The following is a 19,959-nucleotide window of genomic DNA, read 5'->3' as shown; positions in this document are numbered from 1 at the left end:
AACATTGAAATTGAACGAGCATAAAAAGCCGATAGCAATTGTTTTAGGGGGTACGAACCCACATAAAGCGCTTGTAGAAAATCTGAAAGGGCGCGGTTATTATACTATCCTGCTTGATTACTTGACAAACCCTCCCGCAGCGGAAGTTGCGGATGAGCATATACAGGAGAGTACGCTTGATAAAGAAAAAGTACTCGAAATTGCTAAAGATCGGAGAGCTGATCTTGTAATAGCGACATGTATCGATCAGGCGAATGTGACAGCGTGTTATGTAGCTGAAAAGTTAGGCTTGCCACATCCCTATGCTTATGAAACGGCAAGAGTAATTGCCAATAAAATTGAAATGAAGGAAAAACTTCTTGAGTTTCAAATCCCAACAGCAAAGTTTTCAGTAGTTTCAAATACCAATATCTCAGAAATATCTCAAAAATTTAATTTTCCTGTTGTGGTGAAACCTGCTGATACAGGTGGCTCGAAAGGTGTAAGAAAGGTATTTAATAATCAAGAATTGCAATCAGCCGTAGAGAAAGCTCTCTCTGTTAGCAATAAGAAAGAGGTTATCGTAGAAGAGTTTACTGAAGGAGATAATATTGATGCTGTATGTTTCATCAATAAAGGTGTTGCGCAAGTCATTATGCTTCGAAAGAGATTTGGGATAAAAGATGAAGCGGGTGCCGTTCTTCAATACTTCCATTCATTAGTTCCGGCTGATATTAGTGATTCCGCAAAAAATAGAATTCAGGCAATAGTACAGTCAATTGCAGACAAGTTTAATTTTTATAGCACACCCATTCAACTTCAGCTAATTGTGAACGGACATAATGCTTCGGTTATTGAATTTGCACCCAGAGTTGGTGGCGGTTTGAGTTTCAAAACAACCAACATGATATATAACTTTGATATTCTTAACGCAACGGTAGATACTTTTTTCAAGAATGAAATTTTATTAAATGTCAGTGAGACTGACAAGCTGTTTTCTGAAGTAAATCTTTACGCAAAAGAAGCTGTAATTGATAGAGTTGAGGGCTTTGATCGTTGTTTAAGTGAGGGTTTAATAAAGCAATCTTATATTTATAAGTCTAAAGGAGATGTGGTTACTTCTGATATGGCAAGTAGAGATCGTGTAGGTTCATTTATAGTCAGTGGAGAGACAATAGATGAACTTGAAGGCAAAATTAAAAAAGTGGTTGATTTAATTTGCATTTATGATAGCTCAAATAAAGATAGATTCAATAGAGAATTATACAATAGTTTATTTGCATGATAAAAAAATCCCTTATAGTTATATGGAATGAAATTTGGTTGCTCATTTTCAAGACACCTATTTATCATCCTCGATTTTGGGAAGATGAAAGAGATAAACGCACATATATAAAAGGCTATGGTTTCTTCAGGAAACTCAATACTATGTTATCCGGCTTTAATTCTGACAAATATATTTTATATCAGTTTAATACAAATGATAAGAAGCTATATTTAAATGACATTAGAAGAAGAATATTGTCGGAAAGAATTAGTAAAAAGCACTTCTACATTGTTCATAACAAAATTGTTTTTGAAAAATACTTCCAAGGGGTTATACCGACAGCACCAAAACTTGCATTCATACAGAGAGGCAAATTCCAGGCCCTAAAAGATGAAAATCAAATCCTGTCTAAAGAAGATTTGATCTTTGTTTTAAAAAGCGGAAAAGAATTATTTCTTAAGCCATACGATGGTGGTTCCGGCAGAGGTATACTTAGAGTATCATACTCTAAGGGTACTTTTCTTGTAAATAAAGAACCAAAAGTGGAATCTGAGTTAATGCATCAAATTGAGAAATTGAATGGTTATTTAGTGGAAGAAAAATTCATGCAAAAGGGTTTATCGCATGATATCTATCCTGATACTCTTAACACGCTACGCGTATTTACCTTAATTGACCCTGAAAATGGAAAAGCATTCATTGCAGCAGCAGTTCACAGATTTGGTACAGCCAAATCTGTATATGCTGATAATTGGAGCCAAGGCGGACTTTCTGTATATGTCGATCCCGAAACAGGAGTAATGGGCAAAGGGATACAATATCCTTTTGATGGAAAACTTAAATTTGTCGGTAAACACCCAGATACTAATAATCAGTTCGAAGGTTTGAAAATTAAGGAATGGGATAAAGTACGCGATGTAGTGTTGAAAGGGGCCGAATATGTATCCTTTATGCCTATGCTTGGGTGGGATGTAATAATCAGTGATGGGGATATATATATTTTAGAAGCGAATTATAATCCTGATGTGAATTTATTGCAGGTGCATAAGCCGTTGCTAGAAAACCCAAGACTAAAGTATTTTTATTTACATCATAAAGTAATATAAAATGTTAAAAACAAAATTCCATGTTCATATTGAACCACAAATCAAAACCAAGGAAAAATTAAGTGATATAATTAATAGAATAAATTGGTGGTTACCTTTTGATAATATTGATATAACAATACATGTAGCTGAGAATTTATTAAATTCAGATATTAATCATTTAGAAACTCCTACAGGCCAATTTAGATATATTGGAAAATCTAACTGCCATATACATTTACAAGATGCAACTGTAAATACTATTCCAGACTATTTGCTTTGTCATGTTAATGATGAAGTTAAATATTATGAAGCAGTTTTCCCTAATACACCAGTTCTTACAATAGATAAATTTAAACCTTTCTTTAAAGGGGAAGCGAGTTCGTGGGGCAGAGTATCTTATGAGACGCAAAAATATAGAATTTCTGAATATGACAGTATTTCGAAACGAAATATTATAAAATTCGAGAATAGTATCAGAGATATTGATGTGTCCTATTGCTTTACATCTGGTCCATCATTAGATAGATATAGAAAGCATTATTTTAAAAAAAAGTCATTAAAAATAATTTGCAATGGTGTTATATATAATAAAGAATTATTGGAATATCTTGGCAATATTGATCTTTTATGCGTGTTAGATGTTTATTACTTTTTTAGTTCGTCAATATATACGGCCAAGTTTTTTGAAACAGTCATAGAATATTTAAAAAATAAGTCGATGTATATTGTGATGCCATGGTATAAACTACCATTAGTCTTGTCACATTATCCCAAACTTGAAAATAATATTATTGGAATTTCAACATCTCATACTGAATTAAATTTCCCATCTTTAAAAACGCCATTTGTGAAAAAAGAGAAATATCCAAATGTATTAAGAACATTTATGTTGCCAATTGCCTCTGCGTACACTAACGAAATATATATATTAGGAGCGGATGGATATTCTTCAAATGACAGTAGAGATGAAAACTGGAAATATTCAGTTCAAATTAAAAATGATGAAGCAAGAAACTCTGTAAAAGAAGTTAATCCCGCATTAACTAAGGAGCGTGAATCACACTCTATTTATTTAGAACATTGCAAACAACTTGATGAACTTTTACAGTTTGGCAGAAAAAAAGGAAATAGATATTATAGTATGGAAAAATCAAATATTGAATGTTTGAATAATATATATATAGATAAATAATTCATGAGCATGTATTTAGATAAATTAGATTATTTTTTTGATATTGCAAATTCTTCATTTAAATACTCGTTTAATAAGCATAAAAAATTAAAGAGTAGTATGGAGATATACCATGATTTTATTAAATGGTATATGCAATTTGAGGAAGTTGACAGAACATACTTTTTGCGAGGGAACGATGTTGGGGGCTCCAATACGATCGTATTTCCTACAAGAATGTGTGTTAAAATAAGAAACGAGTATAACAACATTAATTCAGGTAGAGATTACACAATAATTTTAAGAGACAAATACTTATTCGCAAAATATTGTGCGATACATAATATTCCAACACCAAAAACTTATGGACTTTTTAAAAATAATCATCTTAATTGGTTAGAGGAGCCTGAAATTGGAACACCCCTCTTTGTTAAAGAAAACAATGGAATAGGTGGTTCGAGCCTTATAACTGGAAAATATTTAGGTGCCAATAAATTAATGTGTAATGATATAACAATTGATATGTTTGATCTATCTATAAATAAGACTTTACTGATTCAAGAAAAAATACATCAAATAAAAACTTTTCAAGATATAAATGAGCATGCAGTAAATACGCTTAAACTTACAACAACAATCGTAAACGGCAAGGTTAAAACACATTTTGGATTTGTGCGATTTGGTACAAGTAAATCAGGTATTATGGATAATCTGAATAATGGCTCAATTTTTGTTCCAGTCAATGTTGCAAGTGGCGAATTAGGTGAAATGGGGTTTTATAAGTTTGCCTATAATGATCCTAATGATATAGGATACGCGATAACGCATCCAGAAACATCAAAAGAAATTGTAAACTTCAAAGTTCCATACTTTACTGAGGCAAAGAAACTTGTTGAAAAGTCACATCTTTGTTTCTCAGATGTTTATTCTATTGGGTGGGATATAGCCTTTACTTTAAGTGGTCCAATATTGATTGAAGCTAATTCTGCATGGGATACTTCTATAGGTCAAGTTGTAGCAGGAAGTAATATAATTGAACAAATATTTCCGGATAATTCCGAGATTAAAGGATTTAAGAATAAATACCAATATAGCTTGTATAATTTAAAATAGTCATAAACAGAGTTAAGTTAATTTAAACTTTAATAATAATAAATGTTCAATATTCTTGATTGCACCTTACGAGACGGTGGCTACTACACCAACTGGGACTTTAGCAAAGAAACCGTCAAAACTTATTTCGAAGCGTTTAACCATTTGCCGGTTGAGTACTTGGAAGTGGGTTACCGATCAAATCCGATGAAAGGGTATCTTGGCGAGTATTTTTATTGCCCGGTACCTGTATTGCAGCAAATCAAATCTCTGAGCAATAAAAAGCTGGTTATTATCCTGAATGAGAAGGATGTAAGGGCTGAAGATGCTGAACCGCTGCTTAAGCCGATTGCCGGACTTGTGGATATGGTTCGGATTGCTATTGATCCTAAAAACTTTGAACGGGCGGTTGTGCTGGCCAAAGAAGTAAAGAAACTTGGTTTTGAAGTCGGGTTCAATGTGATGTATATGTCAACCTGGGCTTCGCAGAAAGAATTTCTGGACAATCTTCCCCTTGCAGCCGGAGCCGCCGATATTTTTTATATGGTTGATTCCTTTGGCGGGGTGTATCCGCAGGATGTTCGGGACACGATCGCGCTTGTGAAAAGCAAGGTTGACATCCCCCTCGGATTTCACGGACATAACAACATGGAGCTTGGGCTTATTAACACCCTTACGGCTATTGAGGAAGGCTGTGCCATGGTTGATGCGACGATTACCGGCATGGGCCGCGGCGCCGGTAACCTAAAGACCGAGCTTCTGCTCACCGTACTGAATGCACAGGGCAAACTCGATTTCGATTTTAATGCGCTGAGCCGGGTCGTAGATGTGTTTACCGATCTGCAAAAGTATTATGAGTGGGGAACCAACCTGCCTTACATGGTTTCAGGTGCCAACTCCCTGCCGCAGAAAAACGTGATGGAATGGGTGAGCAAGCGATATTACTCGTTCAACAGTATTATTAGGGCATTGAACAATACAAGCAAAGGGCAACAAGATAATTTCAGGTTACCATTGCTTGATTTTAAAAAAGAGCCGGTTTTTAAGTCAGCTTTAATTGTAGGTGGCGGTCCAAGTCCTGTTGAGCATTCAGATGCAATTGAGCTGTTTCTAAAAAATAACCCGAAAATTGCAGTGATTCACGCAAGTTCTAAGAATGCCATGTCTTTTAAAAATGTGCCTAATCAACAATACTTTTGTTTGGTAGGTAATGAAGGATATCGCTTAGAATCAGTATTTGGATATTCAGTACCTAAAAAGGGTAAATGTATTCTGCCGCCTTATCCAAGAAAAATGGGTACTTATATTCCTGATTCGATGAAAGATAATGCTTATGAGCTGAGCAAAATCAGGTTCACAGATCAATTTACGGATTCACATACTGCTATTGCATTTCAGACTGCATTAGAATTCGGGTTCAAAAGTTTATATATAGTAGGTTATGATGGATATAATGGTGTAATCAGTGAAAAGGAACAAGAATTGTTTAATGAAAATGTTCAACTTTTTGAAGCATTTAAGAAAAATACAGAAATTGAATTAATTAGTTTGACGAGAACGTCTTATAAACAATTAGAAAGTCAATCCATTTATTCACAAATTTAGTTATGATAGGAATATTTTCTAAAACAATTGATTCTAATTTAGTAGAGGCGATAAGTTATTCAGGCTTAGACTTTATGATATTTGATCAAGAACATGGTACGCTAGATTTAACTACCATTCAAAATCATGTAAGAGCAACCAAAATGGGAGGAATGACTTCGGTAGTCCGAGTTGCAGAAAACAATCATAACAAAATTGGTAGTGCTTTTGATTCGGGTGCCGACATGGTTCAAGTGCCCAACATAAGTTCTGTTGAGCAAGCCATGAAAGCTATTGATGCAGCCAAGTTTTTTCCTAATGGAAATAGAGGTGTTTGTTGCTACGTAAAAGCAGCTAATTTTGGAACAACAGAAAAATCAATCTATTTATCTAATGCTAATTCTAAGCAACTTATACTGCAAGTAGAAGGTAAAGGCGGAATGAATTGCATAGATGATATACTTGCTCTAAAAGGGTTTGATGTTTTATTTATTGGGCCTTATGATTTGTCACAATCTTTAGGTTACCCAGGTCAAGTGGATCATCCAAAAGTAGTTAAAGCGATTGAAGAATTAGCTAAAAAAGTAAAAGTATCAGGAAAAGTTTTAGGAACCTTTGTAGATAGTTTCGATAAAATAAAAGTCTTCAAAAATAAAGGTTTTGGATATATAGCTTACTCGGTTGATTTGAATCTTTTTGCAGGTATTTGCGAGAAAATAAAAAAGGAATATTGATGGAAACTTTTTTAAAAGATGAACTAACTATTATAATTCCAGTAAGAGAAGGAAGTACTAGAGTAAAAGATAAAATATATCTTGAAATAGAAGATGGAGTATCGTTGCTTGAGTGGAAAGTAAGTGAAATATTCAATTATAGAAAAGATTTGAAGGTTCTTATTAGTTCTAATTCAGAAAATGTAAAAGCTATTGCAAAGAATTTAGGAGTAGGGTATCATGAAAGAGACCCTTACCTATGTACTGGTCATGTTGCAAGCTTTTCTGAAGTCATTACCGGAATAGTAAAAGATATTGGTACAAAACACTTTGCGTGGTGCACCGTTGTAGTTCCTTACATGTCTAAGTCAATGTTCCAGCAATGCTTTGAAGATTACTTTAATCATGTTGTAAATACTGATAGACATGATAGCTTGGTTAGTGTAAACCTTATCAAAGAATATTTATGGTTAGATGATAAGCCTCTAAATTATCAAGCAGATAAAAATCATACCATTAGTCAAGAATTACCTAATATTTTTAAAGTGACTAACGGACTATATATGAGAGATAAGTTATCAACTATAAGAGATGGCTATTTCTTAGGAGCAAAACCATTCAAAACAATCCTACCAAAGGTAGCTGGTATTGATATTGATGAGTTCGAAGACTATGAATTCGCAAAAGCTATGCTACCAATTTATAAAGAGAGATATAAGTGATTAAATCAATTTTCTGGGACTTTGACGGAGTCCTTTTGGACTCCAATCAAATACGGGAAAAAGGCTTTGCTGAGGTTTTAAAAGAATACTCAGCTGCAGAAGTAGAGCAACTTCTTGCCTTTCATCAGCAAAACGGGGGATTGTCTCGATATGTCAAGTTCAGGTATTTCTTTGAAAATATTCGGGGAGAAACAATTACCGTTGAAGAAATACAGCAGTGGGCTAATCGCTTTTCGATTATTATGAGGGAGCTCCTTACAGATCCTACTCTACAGATACAGGAAACCTTGAATTATATTAAACGTAATCATGCAAAAATCCCAATGTATATAGTCTCTGGTTCTGATCAGGAAGAGCTCAGGTTTTTATGTAAAGCACATGGTATAGAAACATATTTCAAGCGCATACATGGTTCACCTACGCCCAAGAAAGATTGGGTAAAGTCAATCATTGAAGAGGAAAGATTAGAAACTGATAGCTGTGTGCTTATTGGTGACTCGATAAATGACTACGAAGCAGCTAAAGATAGTAAAATTGGCTTTCTAGCATTCAATAACATAGAGCTGAGTAAATACTCGACATACATAATTAATGAGTTAGCCTAATAGTAGTGAATTTAAAATGTTACTATTTTGCTTAGTAATAAAGAAAACAGTTATTTAATTGTTGCTAAGCCAAATGCATTCAGTTTTTTTATAAATTATCTTTAACACTAAACAGAAAGTATATCCAATCCCTCTGTGTAACTCTGTGCCCACTGTGATAAACCCAACCTAATGTATTCATTCACCTATTTTCAGGACATGTTCTCCGATGCTGCAATGCGTCAGGTATTTTCGGAAGAAAGTGAGATGGATGAATGGCTATACATCATTTCTAACTTAAGATTTATTATTTAAACCACAGAGGACACAGAGGACACAGAGGTACACAGAGTATGTAGTTAACCTCTGTGCCCTCTGATGTAAACCCAACCTAATGTATTTTCTTTTTGAGCTTGGTTATAATTGGAATAAAGCAGTTTGATTTGCCATATAGTTACTTTTTATGATTAAAAAAGTATCATTTAAAAATTTTGTTGCCCATAAAGATTTGAGTCTCGACAATCTTGGGTCTGTCAATCTTATACTTGGGAAAAATGATACCGGTAAAACAGCAATATTAAAAATGCTGTATGCTTCCCTTTCATCTATTGTTCTTTACAATCAGCGGAAAGCAAACGAAGAAATCACTCTTAAAAAAATATTGTCAGAAAAGCTACTGACAACCTTCCAACCCGGGAAAAAGGGGTTGGGTGAGCTGGTAAACAAACTGGAAAAGGATAAACTAAGGGTTGATATTGAGTTTGATCACCCAAAAATATCTTTTAAAGACCGATTATATTTTTCCTACGGTGATACGACGGTTAGCAGCATTATTGATTGTCAGGAGAGCATTGGCAGCATTGATCCAACGTTTCGGCCTATATTCATACCCGCAAAAGAGGTGCTCACATCATTAAAAGCAATACGCGCAACCCGAGACAATCTTAATATGCCGGGTTTTGATGATACCTACCTCGACTTGATTCGGTCTCTTGTTATACCAACACAAAAAGGCAAAGTAAAGACCGAACTGGTGAAAGTAAACGACCTGCTTGAAAACTTGTTTGAGGGCAATATTGTACAATCACACGATGATGATTTCATATTCAAGAAAGGAAATACAGAATATCAGATTGCACTCACAGCAGAGGGGGTAAAGAAAATAGGTATTCTTACGACCTTGATCCGGAACCGACAGTTAACCCCACTAGCGGTTCTTTTTATGGATGAACCGGAGAATGCGCTCCATCCGGAAGCCGTTCGTATTCTTGTTGACATGATTTTTTTGATGGCGAAATCAGGTATGCAGATATTTTTGGCAACGCATAGCTACTTTGTATTAAAGCAGGTATATCTTTCCGCAATGCAAACAGAAACAGATGCCTTCTGCTTTATACTCAAAAAGCAAAAAGACAAAACGGTTTCAGCGACAAGTCATAACCTTAGAGAAAGCTTTCCTGAAAATGAAATCTCAGAAGAAGCCATCAAAATGGCTGATTTAGAAACGGAATTGGATTTTGGGCTTTCGTGATTTGCAGGCATGAATCGATTTACAGAAAGCAATATTACGCTCACTTTTCCGGATAGATCATATTTTCGCTTGAGCGACTGCACAGGATACAAAAAGTTGAGTTCCTTTCATTTCAAGGAAATGGATGTGAGCTGGTACAACCAATCCGAAGAAAAACTCTGGCTCATAGAGCTCAAAGATTACACGAGCATAAGTAATGAACAGATTGATATTGAAAGCAGGGTTAATGAGCTGGTTAAGAAACCCGTAGATGCGCTTTCAATGATGTTATGCGTAAAGCATGGTTACGCTATGGCTGCTGAATTTGACTGTATTGTTCCGATTAATTTGGATGGCGTTAGAAGATTGTCTCTGCTAAACGTGGTCCATCTCAATCAGTCACAGCAAACCAATGCCGCTCTTATTAATGAGCGCTACAAGCAAAAGTTTAAAGCCTATGCTACTTTATTCAACATAAGTTATTTCGGCGTGATGTCATCAGAACAGGCGCGGAGGAAAATAACCGAATTCACAGTACAGTAATTTAAACCACAGAGGACGCAGAGGTACACAGAGTATGTAGTTAACCTCTGTGCCCTCTGTGGTAAACCCAATCTAATGTATTCATTCACCTATTTTCAGGACATGTTCTCCGACGCAGCAATGCGTCAGGTATTTTCGGAAGAAAGCCGGATCCAAAAATGGCTGGAAACCGAAGTAGCGCTTGCCGTAGCGCAGGAACAGCTTGGTATCATCCCGCAGGGAACATCCGATAAAATTAAAACAGCGGCCAAAGTCCAGCATATTGATCAGGCTGCCATGAAAGCCGAGTTTGACAGGGTCGGTTTCCCCATTCTGCCGTTCGTCCATCAGCTAAATAAGGCTTGTGACGCAGAAACGGCCCGCTGGGTGCACTACGGTGCGACTACACAGGACATTCTCGATACCGGTACCGTACTGCAAATGCGGGACGGACTTCATATCGCTGAGTCATACCTTAATCAAATTATTCAGTCGCTGGCAGATCTCTCCCGTAAACACCGCGATACACCGATGGCCGGACGTACTTTTCAGCAACTTGCCGCACCCATCACCTTTGGCTATAAAGCTGCGGTATGGTTAGATGAAATGCTGCGACACAGGGAGCGCATCCAACAGCTGAAGCACAGATTGCTGGTTGGGCAGTGCTCCGGAGCGGTTGGAACCTTCGCAACCCTCGGTGATCAGGGTCTCAAGGTTCAGGAACTGATGATGGCAGCACTTGATTTGGCTGTTCCGGATGTTTCCTGGCACGTCGCCCGCGATACCTGGGCAGAATTGACCTCCGTTTTTGCCATGATGGCCGCAACCTTAGCCAAAATCGCGCAGGAAATTGCCATCCTCATGCGTTCCGAAATCGGAGAACTTAGCGAACCTTTTGAGCAGGGCAGAGGCGCAAGCACAACGCTTCCCCAAAAACGAAACCCCATCACCTGCGAACCTATCATCGCCAACGCGCACAAACTCAGAGAACTCAGCAGCTCACAGCTCACCTCCATGATTCAGGAACACGAGCGCGGTGCCTTAGGACAAATGCACCTCGAATGGATGGTCATCCCCGAATCCTTCCTGCTGATCTCCGGAAGCCTTAAACACTCGGCCTTCATCCTGAAAAACCTCGTCGTAGCTGAGCAGCAAATGAAAGACAACATCCTGCTCAGCGGCGGGCTTATCATGTCAGAAGCCGCAATGATGGGACTTGCCCCAAAAATCGGAAAAAAGAAAGCGCATGATTTGGTGTACAGCGCAGCCGGCAAAGCCTGGGACGAGAAAAAGAGTTTGAAAGAGGCACTAATGGAAAATGAGGAAATCACGACGCTCCTAACCGAGAGTGATATCGATACGCTTTTAGATCCGTTGAATTATGTAGGTGTTGCACCGCAAATGGTAGATCGGGTACTCGCTAAGGTTTGAACCACAGAGTACGCAGAGTTTCACGGAGTTTTTTTGGGTGAGTGTTAACGACCTTACATATAACATTTTGAAATGTGCATATACTGTACATTCCGAACTGGGGCCGGGATTACTTGAGTCGGCTTATGAACATGCACTTGCATTTGAATTAATTGAAGCTGGATTTGAAGTTGAAACCCAAAAAGCACTTCCGTTAATCTATAAGGGTAGTAAATTAGACTGTGGGTATAGAATTGACTTGTTGGTTAATCGAACAGTAATTATTGAACTCAAAACAGTCGAAAAAATACTTGATATACATAAGGCGCAGCTTCTCTCCTACATGAAATTGTCAAACATCAAATACGGACTTCTCATAAACTTCAATGTGCTCAGTTTAAAGAATGGCATAGAAAGATTAATTTTAACTCCCAAAAACTCTGCGTAACTCTGTGAACTCTGTGGTTAAATCAAAACGTTGGAAAATCCGCCCGGAATCCTCCACTTGGGGAGATTGGGGTGAGAACGATCAATTAGGTCGCTTGAATTTAATCGATCAAAAGAAAGTCCTTCAGGGTATCGCCGAAGTTAAAGTAGGAAAGACATTCTGCCTGAGTTTACCACTGGACTATCCCGGCGGTCAGGTCATCAACAAAGTTCGTTTTCCGCCTATGCTGAAGCCGGTCATCCGTAATGATGCGCCTTACTTCAACTACCTCTGGAATCAGGTTGATGAAAAGCATGTTGATATTGGTTCTGATGATGTTGTATTGCTACATACCCAATATTCCACCCAATGGGACAGCCTTGCGCACCGCGGTAAGCTGTTCGATGTGATGGGTGACGGCAGCCCACAGCCGGTGTATTACAACGGCTTTCGGGTAGATGAAGATGTTATCATGGATAGTGAGACTCACGAAACCAAAGCCAAAGCACTTGGTATCGAGCACATGGCCGAGCATGGTGTACAGGGCAGAGGCGTGCTTGTAGATTTGTTTAGTGAGTTCGGTGAATTTCCCCGTAAAGAAGTTGGTTACGACGATCTGATGCGCATCATGGAAAAAGACGGCGTAGAGATCGAAAAAGGAGATATACTCTGTCTCTGGACCGGCCTCGATCAGATGATCATGCGTATGAAAGGCAATCCTGATGACAGTATCACCAAAGCCTGCGCCGTCCTTGACGGCTTTGACCCCAAACTTCTCAACTGGATCATCGACAGCGAAGTCGCAGCTATCGCATCCGATAATCTCGCCGTTGAGGCCGTTGGAAAGAAAGTCACCCCGGAAAGCAATGGTACAAATCTCCCGATTCACGAGCTTTGCCTCTTCCGCCTCGGCGTACACCTCGGCGAACTATGGCACCTCGCAGAACTTGCCACATGGCTCAAACAAAACAACCGCAGCCGATTTTTACTAACTGCACCACCGCTGAGACTAACTGGTGCAGTTGGATCACCCTTAACGCCAATAGCAACGGTATAAACAAATCTGATATGAATTATGTAACAGATAAAGGCTATGCACCTGTTTTTATAAGTGTGTATGACAGAGTGAATCATTTCAAGCAATGTATTGAAACGTTGAGCAAATGTGAAGAAGCAAAGAATACTACGTTATATATTTCATCTGATCAAGGAATTGACCCTTTATCTAAAGAGAAAGTTAATAAAATCAGAATGTACATTGAAGAAATAAAGGCATTTAAAGAAGTAGTACTAGTAAGTAGTGAAAAGAATACTAAAGGCAAAATAATAAGAGATTGCTATAAGTTAATAAGAGAAAATAATTATGACAGATTGATTCGAGCTGAGGATGATATTATTTTTTCTTCTGATTTCTTATGCTTTATGAATGAGTCACTTAGTACTTATGAAAACTGTGAAAATATTTATAGCATATCCGGTTTCTCCCATTCCACTCTCTTTGATGTACCTGATGAAAAAAAAAATAAAGTCTATTTTGCGCAAAGATATAATCCCTGGGGCACTGGATTTTGGATAAAAAAAAGAAAAGATCTAAAAAATAAATACAGCAACGAATATTTAATTCAAGTATTACGTAATACTGATATTAAGAATAAATTGAATGCATACGGCTTGGACAGGTTACCACAATTAAGTAGAATAGCTTCTAAAAAAATGATTATACCTTCTGATTACAGGAATGGCTTAATCATGATTCTTGAAAATCTTTATACAGTATATCCTTATACATCAAAAACGTGGAATATTGGCTTAGATGGTTCAGGATTAAGAACCAAAAAGAGCAATAGATTTGATATAGATTTAAAGTTTCTCGAGAAGACTCAGAGTTACGTATTGTCCCCTTTTAGTGAAGATCAGATTGAAAACCGATTTTACAAAGAGTTCTTTAGCAGTAATCGAGATAAAATAAAGTACTTACTTTATAAATCAGGTTTATATAATCTTGCTTATCACTTGAAGCCTTATCTTAAATGACATTAAAAGATAAAAAATTATGCATTTGCATACCTGCATTAAAAGCTGGTGGGTCAGAGAGAGTAGCTGCTGAATTAGCTAATTATGCACTAAGTTTAGGGGTAGAAGTTCACATAATACTCATGTCTGATCAAGAGGTATTCTACAAGCTAAACACAAATGTACAATTACACATCCCAAAATTCAAAAAAGGTAATAAATTAGTTTATTACTTGAGAGTAATATGGTTTATCAGAAAAAGACTAAAAGAAAATAAACTAGTACATGTTTTTTCTTTAGGATATAGATTAATTCCTGTGCTAGCCAGTATCGGGATGAAAATTGATCACTCTGGAAGCCATAGAACTTCCATCAATCGTGGGTGGAAACCATTTAAGCTTTCAGGTGTGAAAAGAAATATATTCGATTATTTTTATAGAACTGCATCGAATTATAGTAAAATGCACACAAAAAAAATGATTTATCAAACTCCGGAGGCTATGGAGCATTATCAGAAATCATATCCAAATGCAGATGCTGTTGTTCTTCCTAATTTTCTAAGAGAGATAAAACTGTATAATACTGATAGACAAAAAGTTGTATTGTGTATAGGGAGATTGTCACCTGAAAAAGGACAAATATATTTAGTAGAAGCTTTTTCAAAAGTTAATTATCATGATTGGAAACTCATTTTTGTTGGCGACGGACCGGCACGTAACCAATTAGAAAAACGCGTTGAAGAATTAGGGTTGACATCATCAATTATTTTTGAAGGATTTAAGGAAAATGTTGATGAATATATGCAAGCTTCCGAAATATTTGTATTACCATCCTTACATGAAGGTTTTCCGAACGCATTACTAGAAGCGATGGCGAATGGGTTGGCTTGCATCAGTTTCTCAAGCAATTACGGCTCATGTGAACTAATAGATCATGGTGTAAACGGCTATCTTGTTGAGACAATGAACGTAGATGAACTTGCAAAGCAGATAGAAAACCTAATAAATGATTCTAATACACGCACAAAATTTCAAAAGAATGCGACAGAAGTGTTGGATAAATATAGTTTAGACAAAATAGGTAAAGCATACTTGCATTTTATATTAAACTAGAAACTATTGTCTTCTCTACTTAATGAAAATCGTTATTAACACAGCCCATCAGCGTTTTGGCGGGGCCGTGCAGGTTGCCCTTTCCTTTATTTCTGAGTGTGTTCATTTTACGGATCATGAATACCATGTATGGTTAGGCCATGGAGTTGGAAAAGAAATTAACACAAGCGACTTTCCTGTAAATTTCAGCTTCTATGAACATGATTTTGGCACTATTGGCTTCAGAACCATACCTTTGATTCAAAAAACGCTTGCACAGCTTGAAGATCAAATTAAGCCCGATATAATAATTGCGACATCTGGTCCGACCTATTATAACTCCAAGGCTCCACAAATTATAGGCTTTAATTTGCCTCTATACATCTACCCTGAGTCACCGTATGTGCAGCAAATGAGTCTTAAGCAGAAGCTCAAGCTTTGGCTCAAAAAGAAGGCGCATTATTATTACTTCAAACGCGATGCTGCAGCCTATGTAGTTCAGACAGATGATGTGAATAATCGTGTTCAAAAAGCGCTCGGGACATCACAGGTACATACGGTAACCAATACACACAGCAAGTTTTATCTGCAGGATAATCATGCAGAACCCAAACTCTCGGCAAGAGAAAACGGTGAGATACGTTTATTAACGCTGAGCTCCTATTACCCGCATAAAAATCTTGAAATTATTCCTAAGGTTGCAGATTTGCTGATTAAGGAAGGGTATCATAAAATCAGGTTTGTGCTCACCTTAAAACCTCAGGACTTTGATAACTATATAGGAACACATCCGGCAATAATGAACGTGGGGCCCGTCAGACCACAGGATTGCCCATCATTGTATGAAGAGTGTGATTTTATGTTTTTACCAACACTGGCAGAATGTTTTTCTGCATCCTATGCGGAAGCTATGGTTATGAAGAAGCCTATAATTACGACTGATCTTGGATTTGCTCGGAGTATATGTGGTGATGCGGCTTTGTATTTTGAACCCAAGAATCCTCAAAGCGCATACCTTGCAATTAAAAGACTATTGAATAACCAAGATCTTTGTAATCGTCTTGTTATAAAGGGCCTTGAGCAGTTGAAAACGTTTGACACCGCACCTGAGCGGGCACAAAAGTATCTTGAAATTTGCAAATCCTTAAATTCTAAATAAATATAGCAATTGTAATGAAAACAGCACTTGTATTTGGCGGAGGCGGCTTTATTGGCGGTCATCTGGCAAAAAGACTTAAAGATGAAAACTTTTGGGTACGTATCGTAGATATTAAGCCTGCGCATGAATTTTGGTCGCATGATGATATTTGTGATGAGTATGTTCCGGGTGATTTACGCGATCCTAAAATCGTAGAAAATGTATTTGAAGCACCCGGGGACAAGCCCTTTGATGAGGTATATCAGCTCGCTGCGGATATGGGCGGCGCTGGTTATATTTTTACCGGGGATAATGATGCCAATGTAATGCATAACTCAGCTTTGATTAATCTCAACACGGTCTATGAGGCTGCCAAAAGAAAGGTTGGCAGGGTTTTCTATTCCTCATCTGCCTGCATGTATCCGGAGCACAATCAGCTTGATCCGGATAATCCGAACTGCGAAGAAAGCTCGGCCTATCCCGCCAATCCTGATTCAGAATACGGCTGGGAAAAGCTGTTTTCAGAAAGACTGTTCCTTGCCTTCAACCGTAACTATAAGCTGAATGTACGGGTTGCCCGCTTCCATAATATTTTTGGTCCAATGGGCACCTGGGCCGGCGGCAAGGAAAAAGCGCCGGCGGCCATGTGCCGGAAAGCTGCCGAGACCCCTGAGGACGGAACCCTGGAAGTTTGGGGCAGTGGCAAGCAAACGCGTTCCTTCCTGCATGTAACCGAATGCGTTGAAGCAGTACTTCGTTTTATGCGACAGGATCAGTTTATGGGGCCTGTAAATATCGGGTCGGAAGAAATGGTCACCATTAATCAGCTGGCACAGATGGCCATTGATCTGAGTGGCAAGAACATTACCATCCACAACATTCAGGGAGAAGAATTTATTGAAAAATATGGATTCAGATGCCCGGTAGGCGTACAGGGACGTAATTCTGACAATAAACTCTACGCTGAAAAAATGGGATGGCAGGTAAGCAGACCTCTGATTGAGGGCATGCGGGATACCTATGTGTGGATTAATGAGCAGGTGAAGCTTGCCAAAGAAAATACCACTGCTGAATAATGTCTAAAGGAATTGTCCTGCTGGATCAAACCTCCGGGTATCTTCAGATTGACATGCTGTATGCATTGCAGAAGAAATATCCTAAAACAGCTATTATTGCAGGAACCATTGTTGAACGGGACCGCAGCTTACCTGCGGATACCGCCTGGACAAAAATAATGCGATACGACAAGTCCACGACCCTGAAAAGACTGGTGTCGTGGACTGTCAGCACCCTGCAAATGTGGTATCATGTTCTGACTAAATACAGAGGGTATAAACTTTTTATTATTACAAATCCTCCCTTTGCGGTATTTATCCCGTCTTTTGTTAGTAACTCCTACTCGGTATTGGTCTATGATGTCTATCCTGACATTTTATACACAACTGGTTATTTTAAGAAAAATTCATGGCTTGTTCGGCTATGGGAAAGGTGGAATAAAAAAATATTTGCCGGCGCAACGAACCTTTATACCATTAGTCAGGGCATGAAACAAGAGGTTGCGAAATACGCTGATCCGGATAAAATTGAAGTTGTACCGATTTGGACGGATGCCGCCTTTTTTAAGCCAATGGCCCGAAGTGAAAACCGTTTCCTGACGGAACATCAGCTACAGGATAAATTCATTGTGATGTATTCCGGTAACCTGGGGAACACACACGATGTGGATGTACTTGTAGATGTCGCGGCTGAACTGCAAGAAAATAAAGACATTTTCTTTGTGATTATTGGTGAGGGCGGAAAGAAAAAGCTGATACAAGAAAAAATAGGCCGGTTAAAACCCAATAACGTGCTGCTGCTGCCCTGGCAGCCTGCTGAAATGTTGCCCTACACCTTCAATGCGCCGAGCATAGGAGTTGTAACCCTTGGGCATGAGTCCTCTACCATGAGCGTGCCAAGCAAGACCTATAATCTGATGTCTGCAGGGCTGCCTGTTTTGGCTATTGCTTCTGAGGAATCTGAGCTGAACAGCTTAATTAAATATTACAAGGCGGGCGCATGCTTTAATGGAAACAACGTAGAAGGAATAAAATCCTTTATTTTGGAGCTGTATGATAACCCCGATTTATGCCAGCAGTACTCAGATAACTCCCGAAAGGCAGCCGGTGATTTCAGTGTTGAAAACGCAGAAATTTTTGCATAACAGTGTTGTAGAAGGAGTAGAATATTGTATCGTAAATACATGAAACGGTTTATTGACAGCCTGGCATCTCTGCTCCTTATTCTATTTCTTACACCAGTTTATGTAATAGTTGTAGTGCTGCTCACCGTGGTAAATCATGGAAGTCCGTTTTTTACGCAACAGCGGCCCGGTCTTTTCGGTCGGTCCTTTAAAGTTATCAAGTTCAAAACTATGAACGACCGAACAGATCCATCAGGTAAACTTCTGCCGGACAGTCAGCGACTTACTACTGTTGGCAAATTGGTACGTTCTCTTTCTATTGATGAACTACCCCAATTGTTTAACGTTTTGAAAGGTGACATGAGTCTGGTCGGCCCCAGACCGCTTCTTGTGCGTTACCTGGACCGCTACACAGAGGAGCAAGCCCGCAGACATGAAGTTAAACCTGGTATAACGGGCTGGGCACAGGTCAACGGCCGAAACGCCATAAGTTGGGAAGAGAAATTTAAGCTTGATGTCTGGTATGTCGATAACCTGAGCTTTTGGCTGGATATGAAAATTTTGTTTATGACGCTGCTCAAGGTATTTCGGAGGGAGGGCATTAGCAATCAGCAGGCAGCGACGATGCCGGAGTTTATGGGGACGAAATCACACCCATAGCCCACGATTTAAATCGTGGGCTATGGGTGTGATTTCGCATATAAATGATTCACAATGCCGCATTCGTATACCAAAATATGGATTCACGCCATCTGGGCGACTGGGCGACCAAGCACCGGTACCCGTTTATTCATGAGAGCATTGAAAAGCAGGTGTTAGAGTTTTATCTCGGAGCAGCTAAGGGCACAGGGCTGTCCGGTTCGGATTGTGAACGGCATGCCTGATCATGTGCATTGCCTGTTTTTGCAGAGCCCTACGCTATCAATTGCATCCATCATTAAGCAGGTGAAGGGTAGCAGCTCCCGCTTCATCAATTACAACAAGCTGACCCAAGAAGCGTTCGCCTGGCAGACGGGTTATGCCGCCTTTGCGGTTTCTGAATCTGGTGTACCACAAGTTTTTCGGTATATTAGAAATCAGAAGAGCCATCATCAGAAAATCAATTCTCAATATGAGTATGAGCGATTTTTAAAATTACATGGCTATGATGAGTCTTAGGATTCCATTGCCCATGATTTAAATCATGGGCAATGGAATTGTATATCATTATTTATTTAAAACCAAAAATTAAACCAATGAAAGAAAAATTCTTAGACGTATTCAAAGAAGCCCTTGAAATTGAAGACCGTGAAGTCAGCCTGGAAGATGATTTTCGGGAATATGAGGAGTGGGACTCCCTTGCACAGCTGTCTCTAATTGCCGCACTTGATGAAGAGTTTGGTGCAGCTGTTGAAGATGAAGCTTTTCAGCAGCTCAAAACAGTTGGCGATTTATTTAAAGCTGTACAGGAACAGGCTTCCTAAAAGATT

General features: G+C 38.5%; 20 protein-coding genes and 1 pseudogene. All 21 read left to right on the top strand.

The genetic code is table 11. The annotated features are described in order from the left end of the window. The first annotated feature begins 10 nt into the window (after nucleotides 1–10). The 21 genes and pseudogenes from CYPRO_RS12025 (at nucleotide 11) to CYPRO_RS11925 (ending at nucleotide 19,953) form a co-directional block, all read left to right on the top strand. Nucleotides 11–1,264, top strand: coding sequence for an ATP-grasp domain-containing protein (locus CYPRO_RS12025; protein ID WP_124245607.1), 1,254 nt, complete (start codon nucleotides 11–13; stop codon nucleotides 1,262–1,264). Beyond that, nucleotides 1,261–2,352, top strand: coding sequence for a sugar-transfer associated ATP-grasp domain-containing protein (locus CYPRO_RS12020; RefSeq protein ID WP_114984844.1), 1,092 nt, complete (start codon nucleotides 1,261–1,263; stop codon nucleotides 2,350–2,352). The genes CYPRO_RS12025 and CYPRO_RS12020 overlap by 4 nt, the downstream gene beginning before the upstream one ends. Nucleotide 2,353: 1 nt before the next feature. Further along, nucleotides 2,354–3,526: a hypothetical protein gene (locus CYPRO_RS12015; RefSeq protein WP_114984843.1), complete on the top strand. Its 1,173-nt coding sequence runs from the start codon at nucleotides 2,354–2,356 to the stop codon at nucleotides 3,524–3,526. A 9-nt stretch (nucleotides 3,527–3,535) separates the two neighbouring features. Then, entirely contained in the window at nucleotides 3,536–4,618 is a 1,083-nt protein-coding gene (locus CYPRO_RS12010; RefSeq protein WP_164682746.1) for a sugar-transfer associated ATP-grasp domain-containing protein, read from the top strand. 42 nt (nucleotides 4,619–4,660) lie between these two features. Further along, nucleotides 4,661–6,202 (top strand): aldolase catalytic domain-containing protein, encoded by a 1,542-nt coding sequence (locus tag CYPRO_RS12005; RefSeq protein WP_114984841.1) that lies wholly within the window; start codon nucleotides 4,661–4,663, stop codon nucleotides 6,200–6,202. Nucleotides 6,203–6,204: 2 nt separating this feature from the next. Further along, nucleotides 6,205–6,915, top strand: coding sequence for an HpcH/HpaI aldolase family protein (locus CYPRO_RS12000; RefSeq protein WP_114984840.1), 711 nt, complete (start codon nucleotides 6,205–6,207; stop codon nucleotides 6,913–6,915). After that, complete coding sequence (locus CYPRO_RS11995; protein ID WP_114984839.1) at nucleotides 6,915–7,616, top strand: acylneuraminate cytidylyltransferase family protein; 702 nt, start codon at nucleotides 6,915–6,917, stop codon at nucleotides 7,614–7,616. Before CYPRO_RS12000 ends, CYPRO_RS11995 begins: the two co-directional genes overlap by 1 nt. Then, nucleotides 7,613–8,221, top strand: coding sequence for an HAD family hydrolase (locus CYPRO_RS11990; protein WP_114984838.1), 609 nt, complete (start codon nucleotides 7,613–7,615; stop codon nucleotides 8,219–8,221). Before CYPRO_RS11995 ends, CYPRO_RS11990 begins: the two co-directional genes overlap by 4 nt. 442 nt (nucleotides 8,222–8,663) lie before the next feature. Continuing rightward, nucleotides 8,664–9,731 (top strand): AAA family ATPase, encoded by a 1,068-nt coding sequence (locus tag CYPRO_RS11985; protein ID WP_114984837.1) that lies wholly within the window; start codon nucleotides 8,664–8,666, stop codon nucleotides 9,729–9,731. A gap of 96 nt (nucleotides 9,732–9,827) precedes the next feature. Beyond that, on the top strand, nucleotides 9,828–10,253 hold the full coding sequence (locus CYPRO_RS11980; RefSeq protein WP_124245606.1) for a hypothetical protein: 426 nt from the start codon (nucleotides 9,828–9,830) through the stop codon (nucleotides 10,251–10,253). 75 nt (nucleotides 10,254–10,328) lie between these two features. Beyond that, nucleotides 10,329–11,663 carry a class-II fumarase/aspartase family protein gene (locus CYPRO_RS11975; protein ID WP_114984835.1) on the top strand — a complete coding sequence of 445 codons (1,335 nt, stop codon included), beginning with the start codon at nucleotides 10,329–10,331 and terminating at the stop codon, nucleotides 11,661–11,663. 37 nt (nucleotides 11,664–11,700) lie between these two features. Continuing rightward, nucleotides 11,701–12,090, top strand: coding sequence for a GxxExxY protein (locus tag CYPRO_RS11970; protein WP_114984834.1), 390 nt, complete (start codon nucleotides 11,701–11,703; stop codon nucleotides 12,088–12,090). 13 nt (nucleotides 12,091–12,103) lie between these two features. Then, the gene (locus CYPRO_RS11965; protein ID WP_114984833.1) at nucleotides 12,104–13,126 is read left to right on the top strand and encodes a cyclase family protein; all 1,023 of its coding nucleotides are present in this window, start codon (nucleotides 12,104–12,106) and stop codon (nucleotides 13,124–13,126) included. Then, complete coding sequence (locus tag CYPRO_RS11960; RefSeq protein ID WP_164682744.1) at nucleotides 13,024–14,103, top strand: hypothetical protein; 1,080 nt, start codon at nucleotides 13,024–13,026, stop codon at nucleotides 14,101–14,103. The genes CYPRO_RS11965 and CYPRO_RS11960 overlap by 103 nt, the downstream gene beginning before the upstream one ends. Continuing rightward, nucleotides 14,100–15,194 carry a glycosyltransferase gene (locus tag CYPRO_RS11955; RefSeq protein WP_114984831.1) on the top strand — a complete coding sequence of 365 codons (1,095 nt, stop codon included), beginning with the start codon at nucleotides 14,100–14,102 and terminating at the stop codon, nucleotides 15,192–15,194. The genes CYPRO_RS11960 and CYPRO_RS11955 overlap by 4 nt, the downstream gene beginning before the upstream one ends. A gap of 22 nt (nucleotides 15,195–15,216) precedes the next feature. Continuing rightward, entirely contained in the window at nucleotides 15,217–16,332 is a 1,116-nt protein-coding gene (locus tag CYPRO_RS11950; RefSeq protein WP_114984830.1) for a glycosyltransferase, read from the top strand. A 14-nt stretch (nucleotides 16,333–16,346) separates the two neighbouring features. Then, on the top strand, nucleotides 16,347–17,387 hold the full coding sequence (locus tag CYPRO_RS11945; protein WP_114984829.1) for an NAD-dependent epimerase/dehydratase family protein: 1,041 nt from the start codon (nucleotides 16,347–16,349) through the stop codon (nucleotides 17,385–17,387). Continuing rightward, the gene (locus CYPRO_RS11940) at nucleotides 17,387–18,511 is read left to right on the top strand and encodes a glycosyltransferase family 4 protein (RefSeq protein ID WP_114984828.1); all 1,125 of its coding nucleotides are present in this window, start codon (nucleotides 17,387–17,389) and stop codon (nucleotides 18,509–18,511) included. Before CYPRO_RS11945 ends, CYPRO_RS11940 begins: the two co-directional genes overlap by 1 nt. Before the next feature lie 24 nt (nucleotides 18,512–18,535). After that, the gene (locus CYPRO_RS11935) at nucleotides 18,536–19,150 is read left to right on the top strand and encodes a sugar transferase (protein ID WP_114984827.1); all 615 of its coding nucleotides are present in this window, start codon (nucleotides 18,536–18,538) and stop codon (nucleotides 19,148–19,150) included. A 54-nt stretch (nucleotides 19,151–19,204) separates the two neighbouring features. Further along, a pseudogene (tnpA, locus tag CYPRO_RS16760) lies at nucleotides 19,205–19,648 on the top strand (IS200/IS605 family transposase). Nucleotides 19,649–19,725: 77 nt separating this feature from the next. Then, nucleotides 19,726–19,953: an acyl carrier protein gene (locus tag CYPRO_RS11925; protein ID WP_114984826.1), complete on the top strand. Its 228-nt coding sequence runs from the start codon at nucleotides 19,726–19,728 to the stop codon at nucleotides 19,951–19,953. The last annotated feature ends 6 nt before the right edge of the window (nucleotides 19,954–19,959 follow it).

Source organism: Cyclonatronum proteinivorum, from assembly GCF_003353065.1.
GTDB lineage: Bacteria > Bacteroidota > Rhodothermia > Balneolales > Cyclonatronaceae > Cyclonatronum > Cyclonatronum proteinivorum.
The sequence above is the reverse complement of the archived record's forward strand: the minus strand, read 5'-3'. Positions and strand labels throughout refer to the sequence as shown.